General features: G+C 44.4%; 19 protein-coding genes. 16 read left to right on the top strand and 3 right to left on the bottom strand.

From position 1 onward, the window contains the following. The first annotated feature begins 117 nt into the window (after positions 1-117). On the top strand, positions 118-729 hold the full coding sequence (locus ABIE27_RS17645; RefSeq protein ID WP_123063708.1) for a TetR/AcrR family transcriptional regulator: 612 nt from the start codon (positions 118-120) through the stop codon (positions 727-729). 130 nt (positions 730-859) lie between these two features. On the opposite strand, the gene ABIE27_RS17650 is transcribed toward ABIE27_RS17645, so the two are convergent. Continuing rightward, complete coding sequence (locus tag ABIE27_RS17650) at positions 860-1,903, bottom strand: LacI family DNA-binding transcriptional regulator (RefSeq protein ID WP_123063707.1); 1,044 nt, start codon at positions 1,901-1,903, stop codon at positions 860-862. A 372-nt stretch (positions 1,904-2,275) separates the two neighbouring features. On the opposite strand from ABIE27_RS17650, the gene ABIE27_RS17655 reads away from it, so the two are divergent. From ABIE27_RS17655 to ABIE27_RS17700, 10 genes are all read left to right on the top strand, one after another. Continuing rightward, positions 2,276-3,325, top strand: coding sequence for a 2,3-butanediol dehydrogenase (locus ABIE27_RS17655; RefSeq protein WP_123063706.1), 1,050 nt, complete (start codon positions 2,276-2,278; stop codon positions 3,323-3,325). 171 nt (positions 3,326-3,496) lie between these two features. Beyond that, complete coding sequence (locus ABIE27_RS17660) at positions 3,497-4,810, top strand: hypothetical protein (protein ID WP_429351100.1); 1,314 nt, start codon at positions 3,497-3,499, stop codon at positions 4,808-4,810. Between the two features lie 322 nt (positions 4,811-5,132). After that, positions 5,133-6,236 (top strand): NADH:flavin oxidoreductase, encoded by a 1,104-nt coding sequence (locus tag ABIE27_RS17665; RefSeq protein ID WP_123063704.1) that lies wholly within the window; start codon positions 5,133-5,135, stop codon positions 6,234-6,236. Positions 6,237-6,891: 655 nt separating this feature from the next. Continuing rightward, positions 6,892-8,229: a beta-N-acetylhexosaminidase gene (gene nagZ, locus ABIE27_RS17670; RefSeq protein ID WP_429351151.1), complete on the top strand. Its 1,338-nt coding sequence runs from the start codon at positions 6,892-6,894 to the stop codon at positions 8,227-8,229. A 75-nt stretch (positions 8,230-8,304) separates the two neighbouring features. Then, a complete protein-coding gene (locus tag ABIE27_RS17675) occupies positions 8,305-9,009 on the top strand; it encodes a response regulator transcription factor (RefSeq protein ID WP_123063703.1) in 705 nt (234 codons plus the stop codon). After that, positions 9,006-9,989, top strand: a complete 984-nt coding sequence (locus ABIE27_RS17680) for a sensor histidine kinase (protein WP_192895073.1) — start codon at positions 9,006-9,008, stop codon at positions 9,987-9,989. The genes ABIE27_RS17675 and ABIE27_RS17680 overlap by 4 nt, the downstream gene beginning before the upstream one ends. Positions 9,990-10,263: 274 nt before the next feature. Further along, entirely contained in the window at positions 10,264-11,034 is a 771-nt protein-coding gene (locus ABIE27_RS17685) for an ABC transporter ATP-binding protein (RefSeq protein ID WP_123063701.1), read from the top strand. Then, positions 11,009-12,973 (top strand): FtsX-like permease family protein, encoded by a 1,965-nt coding sequence (locus ABIE27_RS17690; protein ID WP_429351101.1) that lies wholly within the window; start codon positions 11,009-11,011, stop codon positions 12,971-12,973. The genes ABIE27_RS17685 and ABIE27_RS17690 overlap by 26 nt, the downstream gene beginning before the upstream one ends. A 252-nt stretch (positions 12,974-13,225) precedes the next feature. Continuing rightward, positions 13,226-14,308, top strand: a complete 1,083-nt coding sequence (locus ABIE27_RS17695; protein ID WP_429351102.1) for an AI-2E family transporter — start codon at positions 13,226-13,228, stop codon at positions 14,306-14,308. A gap of 279 nt (positions 14,309-14,587) precedes the next feature. Then, positions 14,588-14,986 carry an Asp23/Gls24 family envelope stress response protein gene (locus tag ABIE27_RS17700; RefSeq protein ID WP_123063698.1) on the top strand — a complete coding sequence of 133 codons (399 nt, stop codon included), beginning with the start codon at positions 14,588-14,590 and terminating at the stop codon, positions 14,984-14,986. Positions 14,987-15,032: 46 nt separating this feature from the next. Here ABIE27_RS17700 and ABIE27_RS17705 read toward each other — a convergent pair whose 3' ends face one another. Then, positions 15,033-15,869 carry an AraC family transcriptional regulator gene (locus ABIE27_RS17705; RefSeq protein WP_123063697.1) on the bottom strand — a complete coding sequence of 279 codons (837 nt, stop codon included), beginning with the start codon at positions 15,867-15,869 and terminating at the stop codon, positions 15,033-15,035. Between the two features lie 213 nt (positions 15,870-16,082). Between ABIE27_RS17705 and ABIE27_RS17710 the strand changes: the two genes are divergently transcribed. The 4 genes from ABIE27_RS17710 (at position 16,083) to ABIE27_RS17725 (ending at position 20,912) form a co-directional block, all read left to right on the top strand. Then, entirely contained in the window at positions 16,083-17,087 is a 1,005-nt protein-coding gene (locus tag ABIE27_RS17710) for an aldo/keto reductase (protein ID WP_123063696.1), read from the top strand. A gap of 164 nt (positions 17,088-17,251) precedes the next feature. After that, positions 17,252-17,617 carry a cupin gene (locus ABIE27_RS17715; RefSeq protein WP_123063695.1) on the top strand — a complete coding sequence of 122 codons (366 nt, stop codon included), beginning with the start codon at positions 17,252-17,254 and terminating at the stop codon, positions 17,615-17,617. A 324-nt stretch (positions 17,618-17,941) separates the two neighbouring features. Beyond that, positions 17,942-19,555, top strand: coding sequence for an acyl-CoA synthetase (locus tag ABIE27_RS17720; RefSeq protein ID WP_429351103.1), 1,614 nt, complete (start codon positions 17,942-17,944; stop codon positions 19,553-19,555). Positions 19,556-19,667: 112 nt separating this feature from the next. Then, positions 19,668-20,912 carry an aminopeptidase gene (locus ABIE27_RS17725; RefSeq protein ID WP_123063693.1) on the top strand — a complete coding sequence of 415 codons (1,245 nt, stop codon included), beginning with the start codon at positions 19,668-19,670 and terminating at the stop codon, positions 20,910-20,912. Positions 20,913-21,079: 167 nt separating this feature from the next. Here the strand turns inward: ABIE27_RS17725 and ABIE27_RS17730 are convergent, their stop codons facing one another. Beyond that, the gene (locus ABIE27_RS17730) at positions 21,080-21,514 is read right to left on the bottom strand and encodes an AraC family transcriptional regulator (protein WP_429351104.1); all 435 of its coding nucleotides are present in this window, start codon (positions 21,512-21,514) and stop codon (positions 21,080-21,082) included. A 276-nt stretch (positions 21,515-21,790) separates the two neighbouring features. Here ABIE27_RS17730 and ABIE27_RS17735 point away from each other — a divergent pair, with 276 nt between their 5' ends. Beyond that, a complete protein-coding gene (locus ABIE27_RS17735) occupies positions 21,791-22,969 on the top strand; it encodes a leucine-rich repeat domain-containing protein (RefSeq protein WP_429351105.1) in 1,179 nt (392 codons plus the stop codon). Positions 22,970-23,154: the final 185 nt, after the last annotated feature.

Genomic DNA, 23,154 nt, shown 5'->3' on the forward strand with positions numbered 1-23,154 from the left:
TAGAATGTAATGTAGATTGAAGGGGTAGGGTGAGTTGATGATTGAAATACATTTTGACTTTTCGAATCATTGCGTTAATATATAACTATACTGTTCGATAAATAAAGGAGGGGTGTTATGGTTAGAAAGAGAGAGTTTAATACAGAAGAAGCACTGGATGCTGCTATGCATGTATTTTGGCTTAAAGGGTTCGAGGCAACTTCACTAACCGATTTAACAACGGCAATGGGGATTCAGCGACCCAGTTTGTATGCGGCTTTCGGAGATAAATTGGAGTTGTTTGAACATGTGCTTCGTAGATATACCACTTTACATGCTGCGCAAATTAGAGCAATGTTAGGTCATGGTAAGTCCGTCCAAGAAGATTTGCGCGCTGTTTTTGACTGGATTACATCAGAGGAGAAGAAAGTTAATGCTAGTCACGGTTGTTTTTGTATCAACACCATGGTTGAACTGGCTCCTCATGATCCAAAGTTTGCTGTGTTAACACGTGAGCATCAGATGTATTTGGCGGTCATTTTCAGAGAAGCACTCGAAAAAGGTCAGCGGAATGGAGAGTTATCAGATGAGTTAAACGCTGGGCTTGTGGCACAAAGCTTAGTCGTTTCGATGATCGGGTTAACCGTGCTAATGAAATCGGGACCGGATCGTTCGTTCATCGAGCAAAGCATTCAGGCGGCGTTATCTATATTGGAGAACAACGACCATAGAAACGAGCCTCTTATTTGAAAATAAGAAGCTCGTTTTTGTATCTCCATCATGGAGCATCATGATTGCTCTCCATTGCAGAACGTAAATTACATATTCATTCAACGAATGGATACTGCGATAATTGTGTACGGATCAGTTTGTACTCATTCTAGGAACGGGTATTGTTTATCGCGTTTGACGAGCGAATCATAGCTACGCTGGACTCGCGGACAATCAAGCGCGGTTCGAACTGGATATGTTCGTAATCGGAAGTGCTCATCTCACGAACCCGTTTAAGCAACAATTCCGTTGCGAGACGAGCGACCTCCTCACCCATGATCGAGACGGAACTAATCTGAGGAGACGACACCGTTGTCCATTGATTGTTATCCACGCCTACCACAGCAACATCCTCGGGTACTCGTACGCCCAACTCTTTAAAGCGGTTCACAAGTCCAATGGCAACCATATCATTGATTGCATAGACCGCATCCGGCATATGGGTCAAACCGTAGAAATAATCCGCTGCACTTGCTCCCGTAGCAAGTGAGAAGTCCTCTCCGAAGTAAACGAGGGAAATATCCACATGACCGACAGCCTGCTCGTAAGCACGATAGCGCTCCTCAATAATATCTTTGGGAGCTCCGGCATAAGCAATACGGGTTCTTCCGATTTTAAACAGATGTTCCATAACCAGTTTTCCTTCAGGTTGCGACAAAGAGACGATGTCGGCATGAATGCCAGGCTCCAATTTTTTTCCGTAGTTAATAATCGAGATTGGAAGAGGTGCTTTGTCAATAAGACCGGGCAGTGTTTTTGGATAGGCAAGCGGCATGAAAATGAGACCATCGACGTGTAATTTCTTCACATTACGTATCGTTTCAAGTTCTGTTCTGGCATTGCCAGCTGTGTTAATCTGCACAACATGGTACCCGTGCTGTTTCGCGGTCTGCTCAACGGACCAGGAGATTTCAGGAATGATGGCGTTACGGATATCCGGAACAACAAGTGCAATCTGATGCGTTTGCCTGATTTTGAGACTCTGTGCAGAGGTGTTCGGAACAAAGCCTAAATCTTCTATGGCACGCATAACCTTTTCTCGTGTTGCACTGCTGATTCCATCCGAGTTGTTAATAGCCCGCGATACGGTAGCAATTCCTACACCAGCGCGTTCAGCGACATCTTTAATCGTGATTTTCTGCTCTTTACTCACTTTATCATTGACCTCACTTCATCGGAAACGATTCCGTATTTTCGGCTTATGTATGTATTGCAAAGTATGCATATAACTTGATTATACCATTGCAGAAACCCAGTAGCCCGTCAACAAACTGAAAATGATGTAAGTTTATGCATTTTTATGTTTAATTTTCTAATTTATCATCAAGAATAAACGAAATCTTAGAAGAACTAAATTGTTTATTCTCCATATCAGCGCAAAACAGCAGATTAATCGACGAATTTACTCACGAGATTGACATATTTATGGAGAAATATGTTTGACAGGGTATCTCAAATGTGACATATTTAATTTACGGAAACGTTTCCGATATTATACGAATCAATTATTTGGGAGATGAATGAAATGAAAGCATTGCGTTGGCACGGTGTCAAAGATCTTCGTCTGGAACATATTTCTGAACCTCAGATTGAACAGGGTAAAGTGAAAATAAAAGTGGAATGGTGCGGGATCTGTGGCAGCGATCTACATGAATACACAGCTGGGCCGATTTTTATCCCTGCTCAGGATCCGCATCCGCTAACAGGGGAAAAAGCACCTGTGGTTATGGGGCATGAGTTTTCCGGACAAGTGGTTGAAGTGGGTGAAGGGGTGACTCGTTTTCAGGCCGGTGATCGTGTGGTTGTAGAGCCGATTTATGCATGTGGTCATTGCGAAGCTTGTAAACAGGGCAGATACAATTTGTGTGACAAGATGGGATTTTTAGGTCTGGCCGGGGGTGGAGGGGGATTCTCCGAGTATGTAACAGCAGACGAGAAGATGGTTCATGCCATTCCCGATTCCATTTCCTATGAGCAGGGCGCTCTGGTTGAACCTTCTGCAGTAGCTCTGCACGCTGTACGCCAGAGTAAACTGAACGTTGGGGATACGGCAGCGGTATTTGGTGCAGGCCCAATTGGACTGCTGGTGATTGAAGCGCTCAAGGCATCCGGAGCATCCGATATTTATGTTGTGGAGCTGTCACCGGAGCGTAAAGCAAAAGCGAAAGAGCTTGGTGCCATTGTGATTGACCCAACCGAGGTTCAAGTGGTTGAAGAGATTCACCAGCGTACGCAAGGGGGAGTCGATGTAGCCTACGAAGTAACAGGTGTGCCTCGTGTGTTGCAACAAGCGATTGACTCAACACGTATTGGTGGCGAACTGATGATTGTAAGCATTTTTGAACAAGAGGCGCCAATGCAACCAAACTCCATTGTGATGAAAGAGCGAACAGTGAACGGCATCATCGGTTATCGCGATGTGTTCCCGGCTGTCATCCGTTTGATGGAGAAAGGATTTTTCCCGGCCGAGAAGCTAGTGACCAAACGAATTGTACTGGATGAGGTTGTAGAACACGGTTTTGAAGCACTGCTTAAAGAAAAAAATCAGGTGAAAATTTTGGTTAAGGCAGAATAGTTCTTCAATTCTTATAGTAGACCTCATATCTTCGGATACGAGCGTCTACTTTTTTTGCTGAAAAGGGCGAAATTTGTTGCAGTGTACGCACCTTTTACATACTATAAAAAGATACAATTTGTATCTTTTTTGAACGTATTTAAAGTGATTATGTTGAAGGAGGATGCGGATATGCAAAGGAAAGCAACCTGGGCAGCGATTGGGCTGGCTCTTATCGCCGGAGCAGGCTGGATGCTCATGGGGAACCCCAAACCCAAGACGAACACACCGGCTATAAGACCTGCGGCTACAGAGCGAGGGGATATGCAAGTGTCAAATGCCCCGCTCCAATCCGTAGATGTGACAAGCAAACTGGAATTATTAGGGAGGGCTTTTAACAAATCACCTTATGCCAACAACGTATGGGACATGCAACTATACAACGGTAAAATTTATTTAGGTCATGGAAACAGCAGCAATACGGGACCTGCACAAAATGCGGGACCGATCCCTGTCGTATACTATGATGCAGCGAATGCCAAGTTTGAGACACAGGCGGTGACGAACAGTAATCCGAGCATTATACCCTCGACAAAAATGTACGTGGATGAAGAACAGATTGATCTCTATAAGGTTTTAAATGGAAAACTGTATATCCCTGGTCATGACTCCGATGGTGAAAGCTGGGACTTTGGCAACTTTTACCGCTTGGATGAAGGGGTGTGGACCAAATATCGCAATCTGCCCAAGGGTGTTCATGTCTATGATCTCGCATATTATCAAGGCAAGCTGTTTGCTGCACTTGGCACAGAAACCAAACCGACCGTCTTAATCTCACATAATGATGGGCAAAGTTGGCAGCAGTATGCAACGATCAACACATTTGGCTTTAGAGCTTATACCCTGTTTGAAATCAAGGGGAAATTGTATGCCTCCGGAATGATGTACCCCGCCAATAAAATATGGAATGACAAAACGAATATACTGGAGATTAATGAGCGTTTGGAAAAAAGAGATGTAGCCGTCTACGGCAGCAAAATGTTACCTGGGTTAACCTATCAACAAGGTACAGTTCCGTATAACAAAATCGGTAAAAATATTAATTTTAACAATAAGCTGGTGTACATTGCTGGCGGTGTCTTCAATGATAGTCAACTGTTGCCGAAGTCTTTGAATGTGATGACGGATATCAACCAGGCGAGTCGTGTCAATCTGGCAGATGCGAATGCGTTGCCAACAGACCTACTTGTGCGTGATGATAAAGTTTATGTGTTAACGTACACTCGCAAGCAGGCCAATGTCTACGTGAGCAGAGTCTATCAAACCAATGATCTGACAACATGGAATGAAATCTTACGCTTCACACAGGACACGTATGCCAAGTCATTTGAGGAGCTTGATGGCGATTTTTATTTTGGATTAGGTACAGACCCTGATGTTCTATCCCCCTCATCTGGAAAACTATTACGAGTAAATCGAGTGGATATTCCCGTGAATTCGAATTAAAATAGAAGGAAGATTATGGATTATATACTATGCTGCATCCACATTGTTGGTGACCCGGCGATGTGCTGATGATATTCATCGTGCAGACAATCTGCAGCACCCAGGTCAACGGACAGCGGCTCTTCCGAAGCTGTTCTTTTTTTTGTGGTTCAGTTTCGTGTGAGAAATTTGTTTGAAAATAAAAATAAGAATCTATAAAATGGATAAAGAGAAATATTCATGACAGTCTACAGGCGTAGACCACTGCTTAATGTATCAAAAGCATGTCACATCTCAAGGTAAGTGCGAAATGTATACTTCACATTGCAAAGGAGACTAAATCATGAACATACCTTTATCATTGTTTAAACCGTTTACATCTGACAAACTTACCTTGCCCAATCGAATTGTTATGGCACCGATGACGCGGGGATTTTCACCGAGCGGTGTGCCAGGGCCCGATGTGGCTGACTATTACCGCCTTAGAGCGGCTGGCGGCGTGGGACTTATTATTACAGAAGGCACAGGGATAAACCATCCCTCCTCAGTAAGTGGTGAGAACATTCCACTTTTTTATGGTGAAGAAGCACTGCAAGGATGGGCGAATGTGGTCAAGGCTGTTCACGATGCTGGCGGGAAAATAATGCCTCAGCTCTGGCACGTTGGCACTGCAAGGCGCTCTGGAGATTTACCTAATGCAGAGGCTCACCCGGTTAGTCCGTCCGGAATCAGTATGGCTGGTGAAGCGGCTTACGAACCATTAACGGAAGAGGAGATCCAAGAGCTTATACAAGCCTATGCTCAAGCAGCGGCTGATGCGAAACGTATCGGTTTTGATGGAATTGAGTTGCATGGTGCGCATGGATATTTAATTGATCAATTTTTCTGGGCTCAGACGAATCGTAGATCTGACAAGTATGGTGGAGATTTAGTACGCCGAACACAGTTTGCAGTCGAAGTGATCGAAGCTTGCCGTGCTGCAGTGGGACCTGACTTTCCAATTGTTCTTCGTTTCTCGCAATGGAAAATGGGCAGTTACGAGGCAAGACTGGTCGAATCGCCAGAGGAGCTGAAACAGTTTTTGGAACCGCTCAGCGCAGCGGGGGTAGATATTTTCCATTGTTCCACACGCCGCTTCTGGTTGCCGGAATTTGAAGGTTCTGATCTCAATCTTGCGGGCTGGACCCAGAAAATAACAGGCAAACCCGCGATTTCGGTTGGTTCAGTAGGTTTAGAGGCAGAGTTTGTTGAACGTGGCAGTGAAAAGCAAGAAACAGGAGATGCGCATCTTGATTTGCTGAATGATAAGATGGAGAATGGGGAATTTGATCTCATTGCACTGGGACGTGTGCTACTGAGTGATCCGGAATGGCCGCTTAAAGTGAAAGAAGGTCATAATGCTGATATCATTCCTTTTACAAGTGAAGTTTTATCCAAATTACACTAAAAAATTTCATTATATGAAAAATTCGAAATAAGCATACTTAATATGTGATTACATCCATAACAACGGGATAAAAAGGAATTTAAAATCAACAGCAGAGCCGCCGCAGGGCGGTTTTTTATTTTTCTAATAACCATCCTCTTGAACATCAAACTTAATACCCACAATCTTCGATTAATAAATATTTCATTATATGAAAAATTCACAATAGAAAACAGAAATCCGCATTTACTCAGAACATATCCATTACGTTAACGTCCGCGCACTGTTAAAAAGCTATTTATGCCACATCCAGATCCAAGGAGCAAGAATACTTTTCACATCTATATAAGTTGGACTATTCTTTTACACAAAAACGGAGAGGACAGAAAAAACCTGAAAAAGCGGAGCTGAAAGCTTTCTGAAAGAAAGCTACCTCGGAAGCATAGGCTTCGCCTTTATCACCGGATTTTCCCCTTTGGAAAAGGGAATCTAAAAAATCTGGGGATAACCGCTACTCTCCAGGTTATTCTGTCATCGGAGGGGCCGTGTAAAATCTTTAGTTCAACTTATATAAGACCTATTTTGAAAATCATTTACCTTATGGTAAGGTTAGGCCTGAACGAACTCCAAAATTTCCAGAACAGATAAGATATAGGGAGGAAGAACATCCTTGAACATGAATACAAACCTGCGCTTCAATCGGCAGTTCAGATTCGTACTGATGCTGTCTGTGATTGTTGCTCTGAGCCTGTTACTGGCCGCATGTGGACAACCCCCAAAGCCTTCAACTGCAACAGATAACAATAATGGAACAGAAGCGAACCAAAATCATTCACCTTCTGGGAATAACGCCGCTCCACCTCAAGATGAAGTACAAGAAGAACCTCGGGAGGACTCACCAGCGGAAGAGACTGACCTAGTAAAGGAACAGCTTCAGCAACTAACGCTGGAAGAAAAAGTGGGGCAGATGATTCTTGCTGGTGTGCAGGGAACAACGCTAGATGATCAGGCGAAACAGATGATTGCGGGCCAGAAGATCGGCGGCATTATTTTCTACGCCAACAACGTAACGACACTTCAGGGAACGGCTGCTTTTGTGCAATCGATTAAAAAGGCGAATCAGCAAAACCCGGTGCCCATCTTGATGAGTGTCGATCAAGAGGGTGGCAAGGTAAGTCGGATGCCAGACTCGGTTGAGTCCATTCCTTCCAATCGAAAAGTAGGCAAAACCGATGATACCAAGCTTGCTGAGAAGATGGGAGCTTTGCTAGCGAGACAGATCAAGCTTGCCGGTTTTAATGTTGATTTTGCACCGGTGCTGGATATTAACAGTAATCCGAAAAATCCAGTCATCGGGGATCGATCCTTCGGTTCTAATGCTGACCTGGTGACACGTATGGGGATCGCCGAGATGAAGGGGCTCCGCAGTGAAGGAGTTATTCCGGTAGTAAAACATTTCCCTGGGCATGGCGATACTTCCGTCGATTCTCATCTGGACTTGCCTGTGGTGAACAAATCGGAGAAACAGCTTGCAGCGCTGGAGTGGATTCCATTTCAGGCGGCCGTAAAAGAACAGGCGGAAGCGGTAATGGTTGCCCATATTTTGTTTCCCAAGCTGGACCCCGATTACCCAGCATCTCTGTCGAAAGTAATCATCGGGGATCATCTAAGAGGAAAGTTCAAGTATGACGGTGTAGTGATTACCGATGATCTGAGCATGGGAGCGATCTCGAAAAACTACCCATTGAACGAGGCTGCAATCGCAACGGTTCAGGCCGGAAGTGATATTTTGCTGGTGGCTCATAGTTATGAGAGTGCCAAAACGATTTTTGATACATTAATTAACGCAGTCAAGTCGGGCAAAATCAAGGAGTCCCGTATTGATGAGAGTGTGTATCGTATTCTGGCATTGAAACAGCATTTCAAGTTGTCTGACGACCAAGAGGCCACTGGAGATGTTAAGCAGTTAAACGCAGATATTCGAAGCTGGCGCAAGCAAATCGATGCCCGCTAATCTATCCTGTGTTATGATTTGGCTATGGATAGAGGGGAATTTGCCATCATAACAGGTTAGAGGAGAGAGCTTTTGATGTATACCATTATGATTATCGAAGATGATCCCAAAATTGCGGGACTACTGAAATCACATATCGAGCGCTATGGGGACCGAGCTGTATTCGTCGAAGACTTTGAGCAGGTGACGGAACAATTCAAGCAACTCCAGCCTCATGTTGTATTACTGGATATCAACTTGCCGAGCTATGACGGGTTTTACTGGTGCAGACAGATTCGGACGATATCGACATGTCCGATCCTGTTTATTTCCGCGAGGAGTGGCAAGATGGATCAGGTCATGGCGCTGGAGAACGGGGCCGATGATTATATTACCAAGCCGTTCGAACATGAGATTGTTATGGCTAAAATTCGGAGTCAGCTGCGCCGGGTGTATGGAGATTATGCTGCCCGAGATGAGGAACGTAAGGTCGAACTGGACGGACTCGTGGTGTACTTGGAAAGGCTCGAGATCGAACTCGGCGATCAGAAAGTACAGCTTACCAAAAAGGAAACCATTCTACTGGAAACGCTGATGCGTCGCAGTCCAAAGCTGGTCAGTCGGGAAACCATTTTGGAGAAGTTATGGGATGACTCGTTTGTGGATGATAACACCCTTAGCGTTAATATCACGCGGGTACGCAAACGTCTTGCCGAACTGGGTATTACCGATGCGCTGGAAACGGTGAGAGGCTCCGGATACAGGCTGATTAATAACTGGAAAGTAGCCCCCTCATTATGAAGCTGTTTATCCGAGAACATATCGCTCTGACATGCTGGGTGTTTGCGATCATGTTCACCGTGGTTGCTGTATTTTGGTACGATGGATACGATCATTGGAAGACGGCGCTATATGCCGCAGGACTGGGCTTGTTTTTGTATACTGGTTATCTGGTGTATCGTTACTTGTCACATCGAGCCTTTTACAACCGGATGACACAGCCAGTGTATTCGCTTAATGAATTGGTAGCACTACATGAGACAGCACCGTTATCAGCCTCTTTGGAAAAACTGCTGGATTCCCAGTACGGTCAATATCACGCGCATCTGAGCCGGCTCGAACAAAAACAGCAGGAGTATCTTACGTTTATGAACCAGTGGGTGCATCAGATGAAAACACCGTTATCTGTCATTGAGCTGACTGTGGAAGAGCAGGAGGACGATGATGCTCGATTTCGCAGTATTCGTGAGGAAGCAGATCAGATGCGACGGGGGTTGGAAACGGTTCTATATGTCGCAAGGCTAGATACCTTCGAGCAGGACTTCAGCGTTGAGCCGGTTGAACTCCGAGCGGTAGGTGAAGAAGCGATTCATGAGTTGAAACGATTTTTCATTCGTAACCATGTGTATCCCGAGATGCAAATTGATGCTTCGCTAGTGGTGCAATCCGATGCAAAGTGGGTTCGATTTGTGCTCGTACAGCTGTTATCCAATGCCATCAAGTATGCCGCGGGCAGTGGACAGAAAGTGCATGTGCGCGCCTACGAAGCGGAACATAAGATTGTACTGGAAGTTGAGGATCATGGGATTGGCATACCCAAATCGGACCTGAACCGGGTGTTTAGACCCTTTTTCACCGGGGAGAACGGAAGACATTTTAAGGAATCTACTGGCATGGGGCTGTACATCGCGAAGGAAGTGCTGACACGTATGAATCATCAGATTGAACTTGAATCGGTGCATGGTGAAGGAACGACAGTCCGAATTACCTTTTCGGTTTGAATGCAGGAAAATAATAATCGAACCTGAATTTATATATGAAGTTGAATATGAATTAAGTGTGAATGATAACGACGCCTTTTACCATACTGGGAGGAGGCGTTTTTTTCTTGCGATCTTGGAAGGGTACGGAACCTTACAATATTGTCATGTTGGTGAAAGGTTAACCCATAGGAGAATGAGTGGGGTTTCGGGTAGACTGTAGTCAGAAGGTTAGCTAAGAAGTTGAGTACGAAGAAGTTAAAATTAGACGTTAATCGTTAAAGGAGTTGTACGTATGGAGATATGCTCCGTCAAACAGATCAGCAAAATTTATAAAGGGATTGTATCCTATGAAGCGTTGTCAGGCATTGACCTTAGTATTCAAGAAGGAGAGTTTGTGGGCATTATGGGACCGTCCGGTAGTGGCAAAACAACGCTGCTCAACATGATTTCAACCATTGATCATCCGACATCAGGTGAGTTACGGATCGCGGGTCAGAACCCATTTGATCTGGATTCGGATCAGCTGGCTTTATTCCGGCGCAGAGAACTGGGCTTTGTCTTTCAATCTTTCAACTTGCTTAACACACTGACGGTGAAGGAAAATATCGTACTCCCATTAACATTAGACGGTATTTCCGTTCGGGAGATGAATGCGCGAGTAGTAGAGCTTGCAAACAAATTAGGCATTGAAGGAATTTTAAACAAACGCACGTATGAAATATCGGGAGGTCAGGCGCAGCGTACAGCGATCGCTCGAGCGTTAATCCATTCTCCCAAGCTGATTCTGGCGGATGAGCCGACAGGTAATCTGGATTCCAAGGCTGCCAAGGATGTGATGGAGATTCTTGAACAGCGCAATCGAGAGGATCAGGCGACGATGTTGCTCGTAACCCACGATGCTGTTGCGGCCAGCTATTGTAGCAGGGTCGTTTTCATCAAAGATGGCAAGTTATACAACGAAATTCATTACGGTGATAATCGGGCGGCCTTTTATCAGAAAATTATTAACGTATTATCCCTGATGGGAGGCTCTGGACATGAATTTTCGCCAGTTCGCCATTAATAACGTTGTTCGAAACAAACGGATTTATCTGGCTCATTTTCTAAGCAGTACGTTCTCCGTGATGATCTTTTTTATCTATGCGTTGCTGTTGTTTCATCCGGATTTAAAAGATGGTTTGAAAGGTTCTTCCCAAACGGTGACGGTGCTTGCTAACCAGGGTCTGATGATTGCCGAAATCATAATTTTCATATTCTCTTTTCTGTTTCTACTGTATTCGGTCGGTTCCTTTCTGAAGACTCGGAAGAAGGAATTTGGTATCTTCCTGATCATCGGCATGACTCGGAAACAGATGAACCGACTTTTATTTATGGAAAATATGTGTATCGGCCTAGCTTCCATCGTGGCGGGTATCGGACTTGGACTCATATTTGGTAAATTAGTTTTGCTCATTTGCGGTTCCATGCTTGCGGTGGAGAACAGTCTGAAATTTTATTTTCCACTCAAAGGAATTCTCTTAACAGCTGGAGCATTTCTGTTGCTCTTTGTGGTTATTGCTCTATCGTCGTCGTTGTTGATCCGTAAGGGAACGCTGATTGATCTCGTGAAATCGGAGGAGAAACCGAAGCCTGAACCTAAGGCGTCGCGTTTGCTGTCGCTGCTCTCAGTAGTATTGATTGGTGGAGGATATACCGGCGTATTTATTTTTGCTTGGGGTTCGTATATTTTCCCTTTGCTTTTTGGCAGCGTGCTAAGTGTTATTGCAGGTACGTATCTATTGTTTACGCAGCTTAGCGTGTATGTCATTCGGGCACTGAAAAAGAATGAAGGGTTATTTTTACGTAAAACCAATCTGCTCTTCCTGTCCGAGCTTACCTATCGTATGAAAGATAATGCCGTGATGTTTTTTATGGTCAGTGTTATCTCTGCTTCCGCGTTTACAGGCATTGGCAGCATGCTGACTATAGGTGATCCAAGGCTGTCTTCCATGACGAATCCATATGCTTTTACCTATACGAATTCAGGCTTTACGGATTCAGCGGTTGTTGATCGTCAGATCCGAAAAATTGAAGAGACGCTGGTTAATCGCGAAGTTCCATATGTGAAAGGTAGTTATCAGCCACTTTATGAGAACAATAACAACTACATCGTAAAACTGAGTGATTATAACCGTCTTGCCAAAGCGCTTGGCTATGAAGAACGGGTGCTGGACCGTAATGATCTGGCGTTTAATACAGCACCCAATATAAGTGCGCGTAATAAACTGTTAGATACGAAAGAGGACAGTTACCCATACTCCGCTGACTTGTATGTTGGTGAACAGCAGCATTTACAAATGCAGATGTTGCCACCGGCAACCGATATCGTGTTTCCGATGGATGGTGAGGCGGGCGTCTACGTTGTTTCTGATGACCTGTATTCCAAGATTCGAGAAGCATACATTGCAGAGATTAAGATGGATATTGATTTTTACTCCGATCAGACGACGTTTTTTGTGGTAAAAGACTGGATGTCGACGCGCAGCTTTGCTCCGGAATTGCTGGATACGATTCAGAAAGACCGTCCGGAGAAGGGATATGTTCAGTTCACTTCTCTTGTCGTAGATTGGCTGAATAATAAACAAACCAATGGCATTATTCTCATCGTCAGCGGATTGATCGGTATTGTGTTCTTCACCTTCGCGGCGAGCTTCACGTATTTCAGGCTGTATGCAGATCTGGAGCGAGACGAGGCACAGTATCGGATGATTGGGAAAATGGGACTCAGCCGCCCCGAACTTCGCAAAATCGTAACAAGACAGCTCGTGTTGATGTTTTTCTTTCCGCTTCTGGTGGCTTTGATTCACAGCTCGGTGGCATTTGCGGCACTCTATCAGCTGGTTCAGTTTTCTGTTCTGGAACACAGTCTTCGTATCTTCATGGTGTTTGTCTCGATGCAGGTCGTATTCTTTGCACTGGTGCGCTGGCGTTATCTGCGTCATATGTATTCGAAGCTCGTGTAAAAACAAGCTCACCTTGTATTAGTTGCTTTGAAATTTACACACGGACTCCGATGACAGAATTAGTATTCCACCTTATACATTTCACTACTTTTTATCAGCCTTGGCCGGTAGGTCAGGGTTTTCTTTTTTTAGTTAAGAAAGATTTAAGATAGAAGGATTAGCAGAAATGAAGGGACTTGATATATAGTAATAATAATATAGAGAGAAAAGAAAAATTCAAAGCAGAAGAACGGCGATATGGAGGGAAATCTATTGTTTAAAGGTAATTCATTTGTCCGGTTCAGTATTGCACTGGCCCTAGTATTGGTTAATATCTATTTATTATCCCGTGTGAGCTTTATCTTTCAGCCGCTTGTCACAATGATTACGGTGATTACCGTACCAATGATGCTGTCCGTATTTTTTTATTACTTGTTGCGGCCGCTCGTGGGTTATTTGGAGAAATTAAAATATTTGAATCGAACGCTAAGTATTCTGCTAATCTACGTTGTGGCTATTATGCTGGGTGTGGCGTTTATCGTGGGGTTGTGGCCTTCTTTGCGAGAGCAACTGGTGAACCTGGTCGAGAATGCGCCTAATCTATTGAACGCACTTAGTCTGCAATTAAAAGATTTGGAGCAGAATGGTGCGATTCAGGCGTTGTTTCCGAACGACTCCACACCATTATCGCAGGTTACAGAGTATGTGAATAAGGGATTTACGTTTGTAACCAACTATGTGAGTGGCTTCATTTCGTTAATTTCCAGCTTTGCAATCATTCTGTTTACGTTCCCGATCATTCTTTTTTACATGCTGAAGCAGGACAAGCTGTTTGGACGCAAATTGGTGAAGATTGCCCCTAAACGATTCCAGAAAGACAGCCGTGAAGTGGTGCTGGAGATTGATCAGGCTTTGAGTGGGTTTATCGTAGGCAGAGTGCTCGTCAACCTGGCTCTTGGTGTACTCATGTATATCGGCTTTCTGTTAATCGGCCTTCCGTACGCACTGCTGTTGACGGTGGTCGCAGTCATCCTGAACTTTATACCGTTTATCGGAGCGATTGTTTCTTCCATTCCCATCGTCATTATGGGTCTAGTTGTATCGCCGTCGGTTGCCATCTGGTCACTTGTAATCATTCTCGTATCGCAACAGATCCAGGATAATCTTGTTGCTCCGTACGTATTCGGCAAAAAGCTGGATATCCACCCGCTGACGACGATTATTCTGGTGCTTGGTGCTGGAGACCTCGGTGGAATCATTGGTATCCTTATTATTATTCCCGTCTATATGATTGTGAAAATATTGCTGGTTCGAATCTATCAGATGTTTTTCAAAGAGAAATGGCAGAATGCTTAGGGCGTATCTGAAAACGCTGAAGAAAGCAGATTTTGCCGAATTTTCGTTCCAAGCAAGGAAGTTTCCCGCAGTCGTGCCGGGGCACTTCAAGGGGAAGTGACGTAGCAGGGGGCGAAAAGGGGGTAAAAGATGCACTTCAGTAGGTTTCGAGACACGCCCTAGAATCCTTAGAAGAGCTACTCATAGGGCAGAAATGTAACTGCTCGTAAACCATGGTAGAATAGAAGGGATAACATCCATACTTAGAACAACAAAAAAAGATCATAAGGAGAGGAACTTATGTCTGAAATGATTGAAAAAAGTGTAACGGAAGCAGAATATATTGCGCCTCCAGCGGTGCAACTTGGAACAATCCATATTTCTAATGATGTTGTGTCCAAAATTGTTGGCATGGCCGCACAAACCACTCCAGGAGTGTCTTCGATGTCAGTTGGCCTGACGGAAGGGCTTGCCAAGAGCATCAGCGGCAAAAGTCTGCAAAAAGGAATTGACATTCATATTCAAAATGATGAAGCATCGATTCAGTTGCGTATTAATGTGCAGTATGGCCGCAAGATGCACGAGGTCTGCCAGGAACTGCAACATAATGTACAGCAAGCTGTGGAGCAGATGGCAGGTGTAATCGTCAAAGAAGTTAAAGTACAGGTTGTCGGCATTGCCATGCCTGAGAACGTGTAAATCGTATAATCTTATTAATTAGGTAAGCACCTTCCTACACATGGGATCATGAGGGAGGTGCTGTTTTGTGTTTGCGATAGTAAGTGGGAGCTTCACCCACCACTTTTTTGAACATTTTGGAGAAAAGAAGCTGGTCTGTATATCCCACGGAACGGGCAATATCCCCGATACTCAGGTTAAGATCAAGCGTCAGCTCGGCTGCTCTGCGCATACGATAATGGACGAGATAAGATTGAATGCTGCTTCCGATCTGATCTTTAAAGAGGGAACACAGATAACTTCGCTGCAAGCCGATGTGAGAGGCGATGGACTGTACTGTAATGTTGTTGGCATAGTTCATCTCGATAAAATCAATCACCTGGGTCACATAAGCTTCTTTGCCATAATCTGCGGTGGGCTGCGCGTTTTCGTCATGCGCATGATCGATCAGAATCGCAAAGAATTGATACAGCCATCCGGTCATACTAATCTCCCAGCCTTTATGAGTCGTGCGAGAGTGAACGATGCGGTGCAGACAGGAGCGCATCTCGTCGTCTTCGTCACCGAGATCAAAAATGGGGTGTTGTTCCGATAAAGAGGCTTGATGTAAAAAGGAAGCACTGTGCGTGCCCTGAAATGCAACCCAGCTATACTCCCAAGGATCATCTTGATCAGCCTTATAATGTACCACCGAATGGGGCACGATCAGGAAACCTTGGCCCTTTTGTAGATGGTAGGTCTTCCCTGCAACTTCAAACGTGCCTTTGCCGTTCAGAACATAATGAATTTTATAGTAATCTCTCATTGCTGGACCGAAGTGGTGCCCAGGTGTGCAGGCTTCCGTACCATAATGAAGGAGCTGCAACTCCTGAAAATGCGTGTTTTTGAACATATACGTAATCATTGCGTTCACTCCTATGTGAATCAGTTGATTCATGCATTTTAACATATATGAAAATATATATGATATATAAATTAAAGTGTGAGTATAAATATAACAATCATTTTTACATATCGATGTAGTGATAAACCATATCGTTTATGCAGAAAAATGACTAAGATAAAAGAGTGTTAACGGTCTTGCTTAACCAACTTTACAGAAAAGAGTGAATGAACGATGCCTTATATTGCAAATGAACAACGTTATGATGATATGAGCTATTCTCGCTCAGGAAAATCCGGCATTAAGCTGCCACAGATTGCGCTGGGATTATGGCAGAATTTTGGCGGCAATCGCACGCTCGATATTCAAGAAGAAATGATTTTACGTGCGTTTGATCTCGGTATTAACCATTTCGACCTGGCGAATAATTATGGGCCGCCCCCAGGGTCAGCAGAAGAGAACTTTGGGGTGATCTACCACAAACATCTGCGTCCTTACCGGGATGAGCTGTTGATCTCTTCTAAGGCGGGGTATCATATGTGGAGCGGCCCTTACGGCGAGTGGGGTTCCCGTAAAAATTTGATTGCCAGTCTCGACCAGAGCTTGCGCCGAATGGGATTGGATTATGTAGATATTTTCTATCACCATCGTCCAGATCCAGACACGCCATTGGAAGAAACGATGACAGCGCTGGATCACATCGTAAGGCAAGGAAAAGCGTTATATGTGGGCTTGTCCAACTATAATGCACAACAGACGCAAGAAGCAGTGACCATGCTGCGCCGGCTCGGAACACCTTGTCTCGTTCACCAGCCGAACTATTCCATGCTGAACCGCTGGATCGAAGATGGTTTGCAAGATGTGCTGGGCGAGCAAGGTGTAGGTTCTATCGCGTTTTGCCCACTCGGTCGAGGTCAGTTGACGAACAAATACGTGGACAAAATCAAAGCGGAACGGGCGAATCCTACAGGAAATCTGAAAAAAGAATCTTATACCGACGAACGTATCGCGAAATTTGAAGCGCTGCAAGCCGTGGCAGAACGACGAGGACAGACGATTTCACAGCTTGCACTCAACTGGGTATTACGTGGTAACCGTGTAACGTCTGCATTGATCGGAGCCAGCCGAGTATCGCAGATTGAAGAAAATGTTGCTGCGCTCAATGCTCCTGAATTAACAGCTGCAGACCTAAGTGAGATGGATACGATTTTGGACGGCATCGGCAACATCCCTTGGTAAACGTCTTGTATAGATAATATTTTATATTGAGTACCTTTTCTCTATATAGAGAAGGGGTACTTTTTATGTTCAGAAGGGAAGAACTGGCGTATCGAGTAGCATAAGGTTTATACTGGAATGATTCGTTATTAGGTTATCAGATGAGCAAGAAAGGGAGATGCATCATGGAGTTTTATCGATTTGATCGCGAGAGCGGCAGGCCAATCACGAAATTTGACTCGAATTTTGTGATGTCTCGGATCATTCAAACGAGCGGTAACGCGCATATAGGCTGTATGCATATCCCCGCTAACGGTGTGGTTGGATACCACCAGGCCGTATCACCGCAACTGATGCTCATTATGACAGGAGCAGGAAAGGTCCGAAGCGGGAACGATGATTTTATCGAAATAAAAGCGGGAGAAGCTGTTTTTTGGGAAAAGGGAGAATGGCATGAAACCATATCAAAGATCGGTCTAACAGCGATTGTTATCGAAAGCGAAGAACTGAACCCATCAGCATACATGACTTCCAGAGAAAGTGACCTCTAAATAATCACGAATGGAATGAGAAAGTCCTGTTCTTATTATAAAAAGGTTGTTGTTCATAGTACCTGGTCATAGGATTTGATGTATAATATAAAGACGTTATATAAATGAACTATTTTTACACATAAACGGAGAGGACAGAAAAAACTGGAGAAGCGAAGCTAAAAGCTTTCTGTAAGAAAGCTACATCGTAAGCATAAGCTTCGCATTTATCACCGGATTTTTCGCGTTAAAAAGGGAATCAAAAAAATCTGGGGATAACAGCGATAGGAAGGTTATTCTGTCATCGGAGTGAATGTGTAAACTTGTTCAATTTATATATATTAGATGATAAAGGAGAGGCTCCATTTGAATTTTGAACAGTGGATTGCGCCTGAAAACTATAACCTGACATCCGAGATGGAGAACCACCCGTCAGATCGGATTGCACTTAGATGGCTCAGCGATCAGCAAGAAGTAGAGGAGATTACGTACGGTGATTTGTTAAAACAGGCTAACCGTCTCGCTGGAGGACTGCGTGAACTTGGTTTGGTAAAAGGGGATCGGGTGCTGGTCATGGTACCACGCCGGATTATCGCTTATGTAATATATATTGCATGTCTGAAACTTGGCATTGCTGTGATTCCATCTTCAGAGATGCTGCGTGCGAAAGATTTGGAATATCGTCTGCGGCATTCATCGGCGAAAGCAGTCATTGTCTGGTCTGAGACCACATCGGAAGTGGAAAAAATGAATTCCGATCTGCCAGCACTTGCCCATCGTATCGTTGCATCACCTAACGGAGACCATACTGTTCCTGGAGAAGACTGGGTTAACGTGCATCAATTGATGCAGAATCAGCCGGAAGAAATGCATGCTGTTCAGACGCATCGTGATGATATGGCCATTCTCGCGTATACTTCGGGCACGACGGGGAATCCAAAGGGCGTCGTACATAGCCACGGCTGGGGTTACGCACATCTGCGGATTGCATCCACGTTATGGCTGGATATCCAGCCGACCGATATGGTGTGGGCAACAGCAGCACCTGGATGGCAAAAATGGATCTGGAGCCCGTTCCTGTCGGTACTCGGAAGAGGGGCAACAGGTTTGGTATACAACGGCTCATTCCAGCCGAAGCGTTATCTGGAACTGATGCAGGCGCATCAAATTAACGTGCTCTGCTGTACACCGACGGAATACCGCCTGATGGCAAAAACGGATGATCTCGGACATTTTGATTTATCCCATCTTCGCAGCGCTGTATCGGCGGGCGAACCACTGAATCAGGAAGTGATTGAAATCTTCCAGCGTCATTTCGATCTTACAATCCGCGATGGTTACGGACAGACGGAAAGCACGCTGTTAATCGGCAGTTTGAAGGATGCGCCTGTGCGCATCGGTTCCATGGGTCAGTCCATTACCCCGGGACTGATCGAGATTATCGGCGAAGATGGACAACCACTACCTGCCGGCGAAGTCGGAGATATTGCTGTGCATAAGGACATGCCGGCGCTGTTCCGTGCTTATTATGAGGACGAGGGTCGCAAGGAAGCGAACCAGCGCGGGGAATATTTTGTTACAGGTGACCGGGCAAAAAAAGATGAAGAAGGTTACTTCTGGTTTGAAGGTCGCAGTGATGATATCATCATCAGTTCGGGATACACGATTGGGCCGTTTGAGGTAGAAGAAGCGCTTATGAAACATGCGAGTGTGAAAGAATGTGCTGTCGTTGCAAGTCCCGATGAAATTCGGGGCAACATTGTCAAAGCCTTTGTTGTGCTGCGAGACCCTTCCCAAGCCTCAACGGGACTCGCGCATGAACTGCAAAGACATGTGAAGGAATGGACAGCGCCTTACAAATATCCACGCAAAATTGAATTTGTATCTGATCTGCCAAAGACCAATTCAGGTAAGATTCGCCGCATTGAACTGCGGGAGCAGGAAAAACGCAACGGTTAGTTTGCGGACTGTGTATAGAGCAATATAGAGGCTAAAGAAGAAATAGCATCTTATATGATGATGTTTGAGAATACAGCAATTTGAATCTTACCGAAGCAGGAGTGAAGCTAACATGAGCTCGTTTGAACAATCTTTTGCAACATCATTGGAACAATACGCTGAATTAGTAGTTAAAGTTGGTGTAAATATCCAGAAGGGACAAGACCTATTGGTAACAGCCCCGATTGAAACACTGGAGTTTACGCGTCTGATCGCCCAAAAAGCATACGCGGCCGGAGCCAACTATGTACAAGTCGATTTCGAGGACGATAAAATTACACGCAGCCGGTTTGAGCATGGTTCGGATGATAGCTTTGATTATTATCCGAAGTGGAAAGGCGACATGATGGAACGGTTCGCCGAAGCTGGAGGAGCAACACTGACGATTAAAGTACCTGATCCAGATTTGTACAACGGAATCGAAGCGACAAAAGTATCCCGTGCGACCAAAGCAGCAGCAGAGGCACGCAAAGGATATTCCAAATATACACGTAATCATGATATTAGCTGGTGTCTGATCAAAGCGCCAACCAAAGCATGGGCCAATAAAGTATTTGCCGATATCCCGGAGGAAGATCGCATCAACGTGATGTGGGATACCATCTTCAAGATGAATCGTGTGGACGGCGGAGACGCTGTACAGAACTGGAAAGAGCACATCGAAACGCTGAACAAAATGAGTGAATTACTCAATCAGAAAAATTATAAGAGCCTGCACTATCGTGCACCAGGTACGGATCTGAAAATTGAACTGGTGGACAACCACATCTGGGGCGGTGGTGGCAGTGAAAACAAACAAGGGGTCTACACCGTCGCGAATATGCCGACAGAAGAGGTATTTACGATGCCGAAGCGTAGCGGTGTAAACGGTTATGTTAGCAGTACGATGCCGCTGAACCTCAATGGCCAGCTCGTAGATCAGATGCGAATTACATTTAAAGATGGTCAGGTTGTTGCGTATACAGCAGCTTCTGGCGAAGAGCATCTGAAGAACCTTTTTGCGACAGACGAAGGTGCTCGTTATTTGGGAGAAGTGGCGCTTGTACCGCATAATTCGCCAATCTCGAATTTAAATCGTATTTTCTATAATACCGGCATTGATGAGAATGCATCCTGCCATCTGGCTGTCGGAAGTGCGTATCCCTTCAACATGAAGGGCGGCACAGCGATGTCGAATGAAGAACTGTTGAAACATGAATGCAATGTAAGTCTGACACATGTTGATTTCATGATTGGTTCTGCGGAACTGGACATCGACGGAGAGTTGCAGGACGGCACGATTGAGCCGGTGTTCCGCAAAGGAAACTGGGCATTTTAAGATGAAATAGACATCCAATTAAGATGATTGCGATTTTTTTCAAATCCAGTCAATAACAGCTCTAACTTAGAAAAGTGACTTCGATGAAAGTCACTTTTCTGTTTAAATACAGTTTTAAGGAATATCAAAGACTAGACCTGACATAAAACATTTAAAACTCTTTTGCTTTAATCAGTTGTTACAGGAATACAAAGCTCGCATAAATGCTGATCAAGCAGTGGAAGACAATATCTTTCGATAACAGGTTTTGTATTATCCATCCGATAGCCATTCAAGTGTAACTGTGGAATCATCTCATTCCAGGCTTTCTGGATACCCTCAACCGTATGCGGAATCGTGATCGTCAGGTAGTTTCCACTTGGTGATTTTCCTAAGCTAATATCAAGGCCAGGCTCTTGTTCAAAATTGAAATCATCGCTGATCACTATACATGCATCGTATCTGCAATGTTCTGGCATAGTTATCCGAGGATCATCTTGAGGAATACCATACAGTATGGCATCTTCCTTTAGCAGTTCTTTCTGGTTCGCCCATTGTTTCAGTCTTTCCATTGTCTGCATGTTTGAAGGGCCATAAGGTCCAGTTTGACGTACATATGCCATACGGAAGGGGCGAAGCTGTTCGAGATACAAGTTTTTCTTATCTATGATTATCATCTCCTAATTGGATATCATGCTTACTTGAAGAATGCTAACATGTTATAAAAAAAAATGTATACTTTTTTTAGCAAAGTCGGTAAAAACGTTGATTCGGTAAGGGATATCGTACAGAAATGATAGTCTGGTAGCATTGAAAACCTCTCAAAGAACTCATAAAATAGTCATGATATGACATGTACAGTGAACCGTATGCAAAGTGGTTAGGGAGGAGATTCCAAGATGAGTATAGATGGTGGGATGGATATTACAAATGCCTTTACAGATGAACTTTTCAAGCAATACATATTAGCGAATTATTGTGATCAACGAGGTTATATTCGGGCGCAAGATGTGAGTGAAGTGGAGACACTGGAGCTTCCCAAAGTCGGTATGAAAAATCTTCAGGGGATTGAATATTTCACGAAACTCAAGATGCTCGATTGCACATATAATGCGTTGATCAGTCTGAACGTCGAACATAATTTGAAGTTGAAAACGTTATTATGCAGAGAAAATCAAATTGTTGAGCTGAACCTGTACTCCAATACAGAACTTGAAGCACTGGATTGCAGCTTTAATCGTCTGCGTAAACTGGAACTGTCGCAGAATCACAAGCTGATGTCGATTGAATGCAACTGGAATCTGCTCTCTGAGCTGAAAGTAGAGCATTTGAAGCAATTGCAGAGACTCTCCTGTAGCTACAACACACTTTTCTCACTGGATATGGCCAATAACGAGCAGCTAACTTATTTGGATTGTGCAAGCAATGATCTTATCGAACTTGATGTCACCGGCTGTCCTGCTTTACTTGAGCTTCGCTGTCATCACAATCAACTCAAAAGTCTGGATCTCCGCTCCAATTACCATCTGGAAAGTGTGCGTTGTTTCAATAATCATATTCGTAAACTGGATTTGCGCAATAATACCGAACTTGTGGAGTTATATTGTTCTGAAAATAAGCTGAAATCACTTGATGTGAGTCATAATTCCAAGATGGAGCGCATGCAGTACGGGGATAATCTCATCATTGAACCGGATCATGAAGTTTCAGGCATGGGTACATTCCAATATGATAATGAAACGACGATGTATCGTATGGATTTGCAGGATGAAGGAAGGGAACTGCGAGTTAACGCACAAATTTCAACGAAGGCCGCTATGGCTGCGTTATCGGGTTTCTTTGAAGCGGCGTGGAAACAATGGCATGTCCTGCGAGAGCAGGCGCTTCATTTGATTGGTAAAGCTCATCCAGACGAGGATGTAAGTACTTTGGTGCTGGTTGATGCAGCATTTCAAGCGGATGGCAGTTTAAAGTTGGGATTTGATGCCGGCGATACGCCAGCCGGGCAGCTCTATATCTATGCTGAATTCGATAGCGATCTCCAGATCTCGGATGAGTTAATATATGAAACGTATTGAAACAACGGAGCGTTAAGAAGGCTATGAAGGCATTCAGTAACTTGATTAAGTTGTAAACACGAAAAAGCCACGAAGTTGAAGTCGTGGCTTTTAAAGCACTTATATTTTAGGAAAGATCGACTATATAAGTTGAACTATTCTTTTACACTTTAACGGAGAGGGCAGAAAAAACCTGGAAAAGCGAA

Source organism: Paenibacillus sp. 4624, assembly GCF_050435065.1.
Classification (GTDB): Bacteria; Bacillota; Bacilli; order Paenibacillales; family Paenibacillaceae; genus Paenibacillus; species Paenibacillus amylolyticus_D.

Coding starts and splice junctions, on each gene's coding strand:
- ABIE27_RS17645 (WP_123063708.1), top strand. CDS start 118: ATGGTTAGAAAGAGAGAGTTTAATACAGAAGAAGCACTGGATGCTGCT.
- ABIE27_RS17655 (WP_123063706.1), top strand. CDS start 2,276: ATGAAAGCATTGCGTTGGCACGGTGTCAAAGATCTTCGTCTGGAACAT.
- ABIE27_RS17660 (WP_429351100.1), top strand. CDS start 3,497: ATGCAAAGGAAAGCAACCTGGGCAGCGATTGGGCTGGCTCTTATCGCC.
- ABIE27_RS17665 (WP_123063704.1), top strand. CDS start 5,133: ATGAACATACCTTTATCATTGTTTAAACCGTTTACATCTGACAAACTT.
- nagZ (WP_429351151.1), top strand. CDS start 6,892: ATGAATACAAACCTGCGCTTCAATCGGCAGTTCAGATTCGTACTGATG.
- ABIE27_RS17675 (WP_123063703.1), top strand. CDS start 8,305: ATGTATACCATTATGATTATCGAAGATGATCCCAAAATTGCGGGACTA.
- ABIE27_RS17680 (WP_192895073.1), top strand. CDS start 9,006: ATGAAGCTGTTTATCCGAGAACATATCGCTCTGACATGCTGGGTGTTT.
- ABIE27_RS17685 (WP_123063701.1), top strand. CDS start 10,264: ATGGAGATATGCTCCGTCAAACAGATCAGCAAAATTTATAAAGGGATT.
- ABIE27_RS17690 (WP_429351101.1), top strand. CDS start 11,009: ATGAATTTTCGCCAGTTCGCCATTAATAACGTTGTTCGAAACAAACGG.
- ABIE27_RS17700 (WP_123063698.1), top strand. CDS start 14,588: ATGTCTGAAATGATTGAAAAAAGTGTAACGGAAGCAGAATATATTGCG.
- ABIE27_RS17705 (WP_123063697.1), bottom strand. CDS start 15,869: ATGATTACGTATATGTTCAAAAACACGCATTTTCAGGAGTTGCAGCTC.
- ABIE27_RS17710 (WP_123063696.1), top strand. CDS start 16,083: ATGCCTTATATTGCAAATGAACAACGTTATGATGATATGAGCTATTCT.
- ABIE27_RS17715 (WP_123063695.1), top strand. CDS start 17,252: ATGGAGTTTTATCGATTTGATCGCGAGAGCGGCAGGCCAATCACGAAA.
- ABIE27_RS17720 (WP_429351103.1), top strand. CDS start 17,942: ATGATAAAGGAGAGGCTCCATTTGAATTTTGAACAGTGGATTGCGCCT.
- ABIE27_RS17725 (WP_123063693.1), top strand. CDS start 19,668: ATGAGCTCGTTTGAACAATCTTTTGCAACATCATTGGAACAATACGCT.
- ABIE27_RS17730 (WP_429351104.1), bottom strand. CDS start 21,514: ATGGCATATGTACGTCAAACTGGACCTTATGGCCCTTCAAACATGCAG.
- ABIE27_RS17735 (WP_429351105.1), top strand. CDS start 21,791: ATGAGTATAGATGGTGGGATGGATATTACAAATGCCTTTACAGATGAA.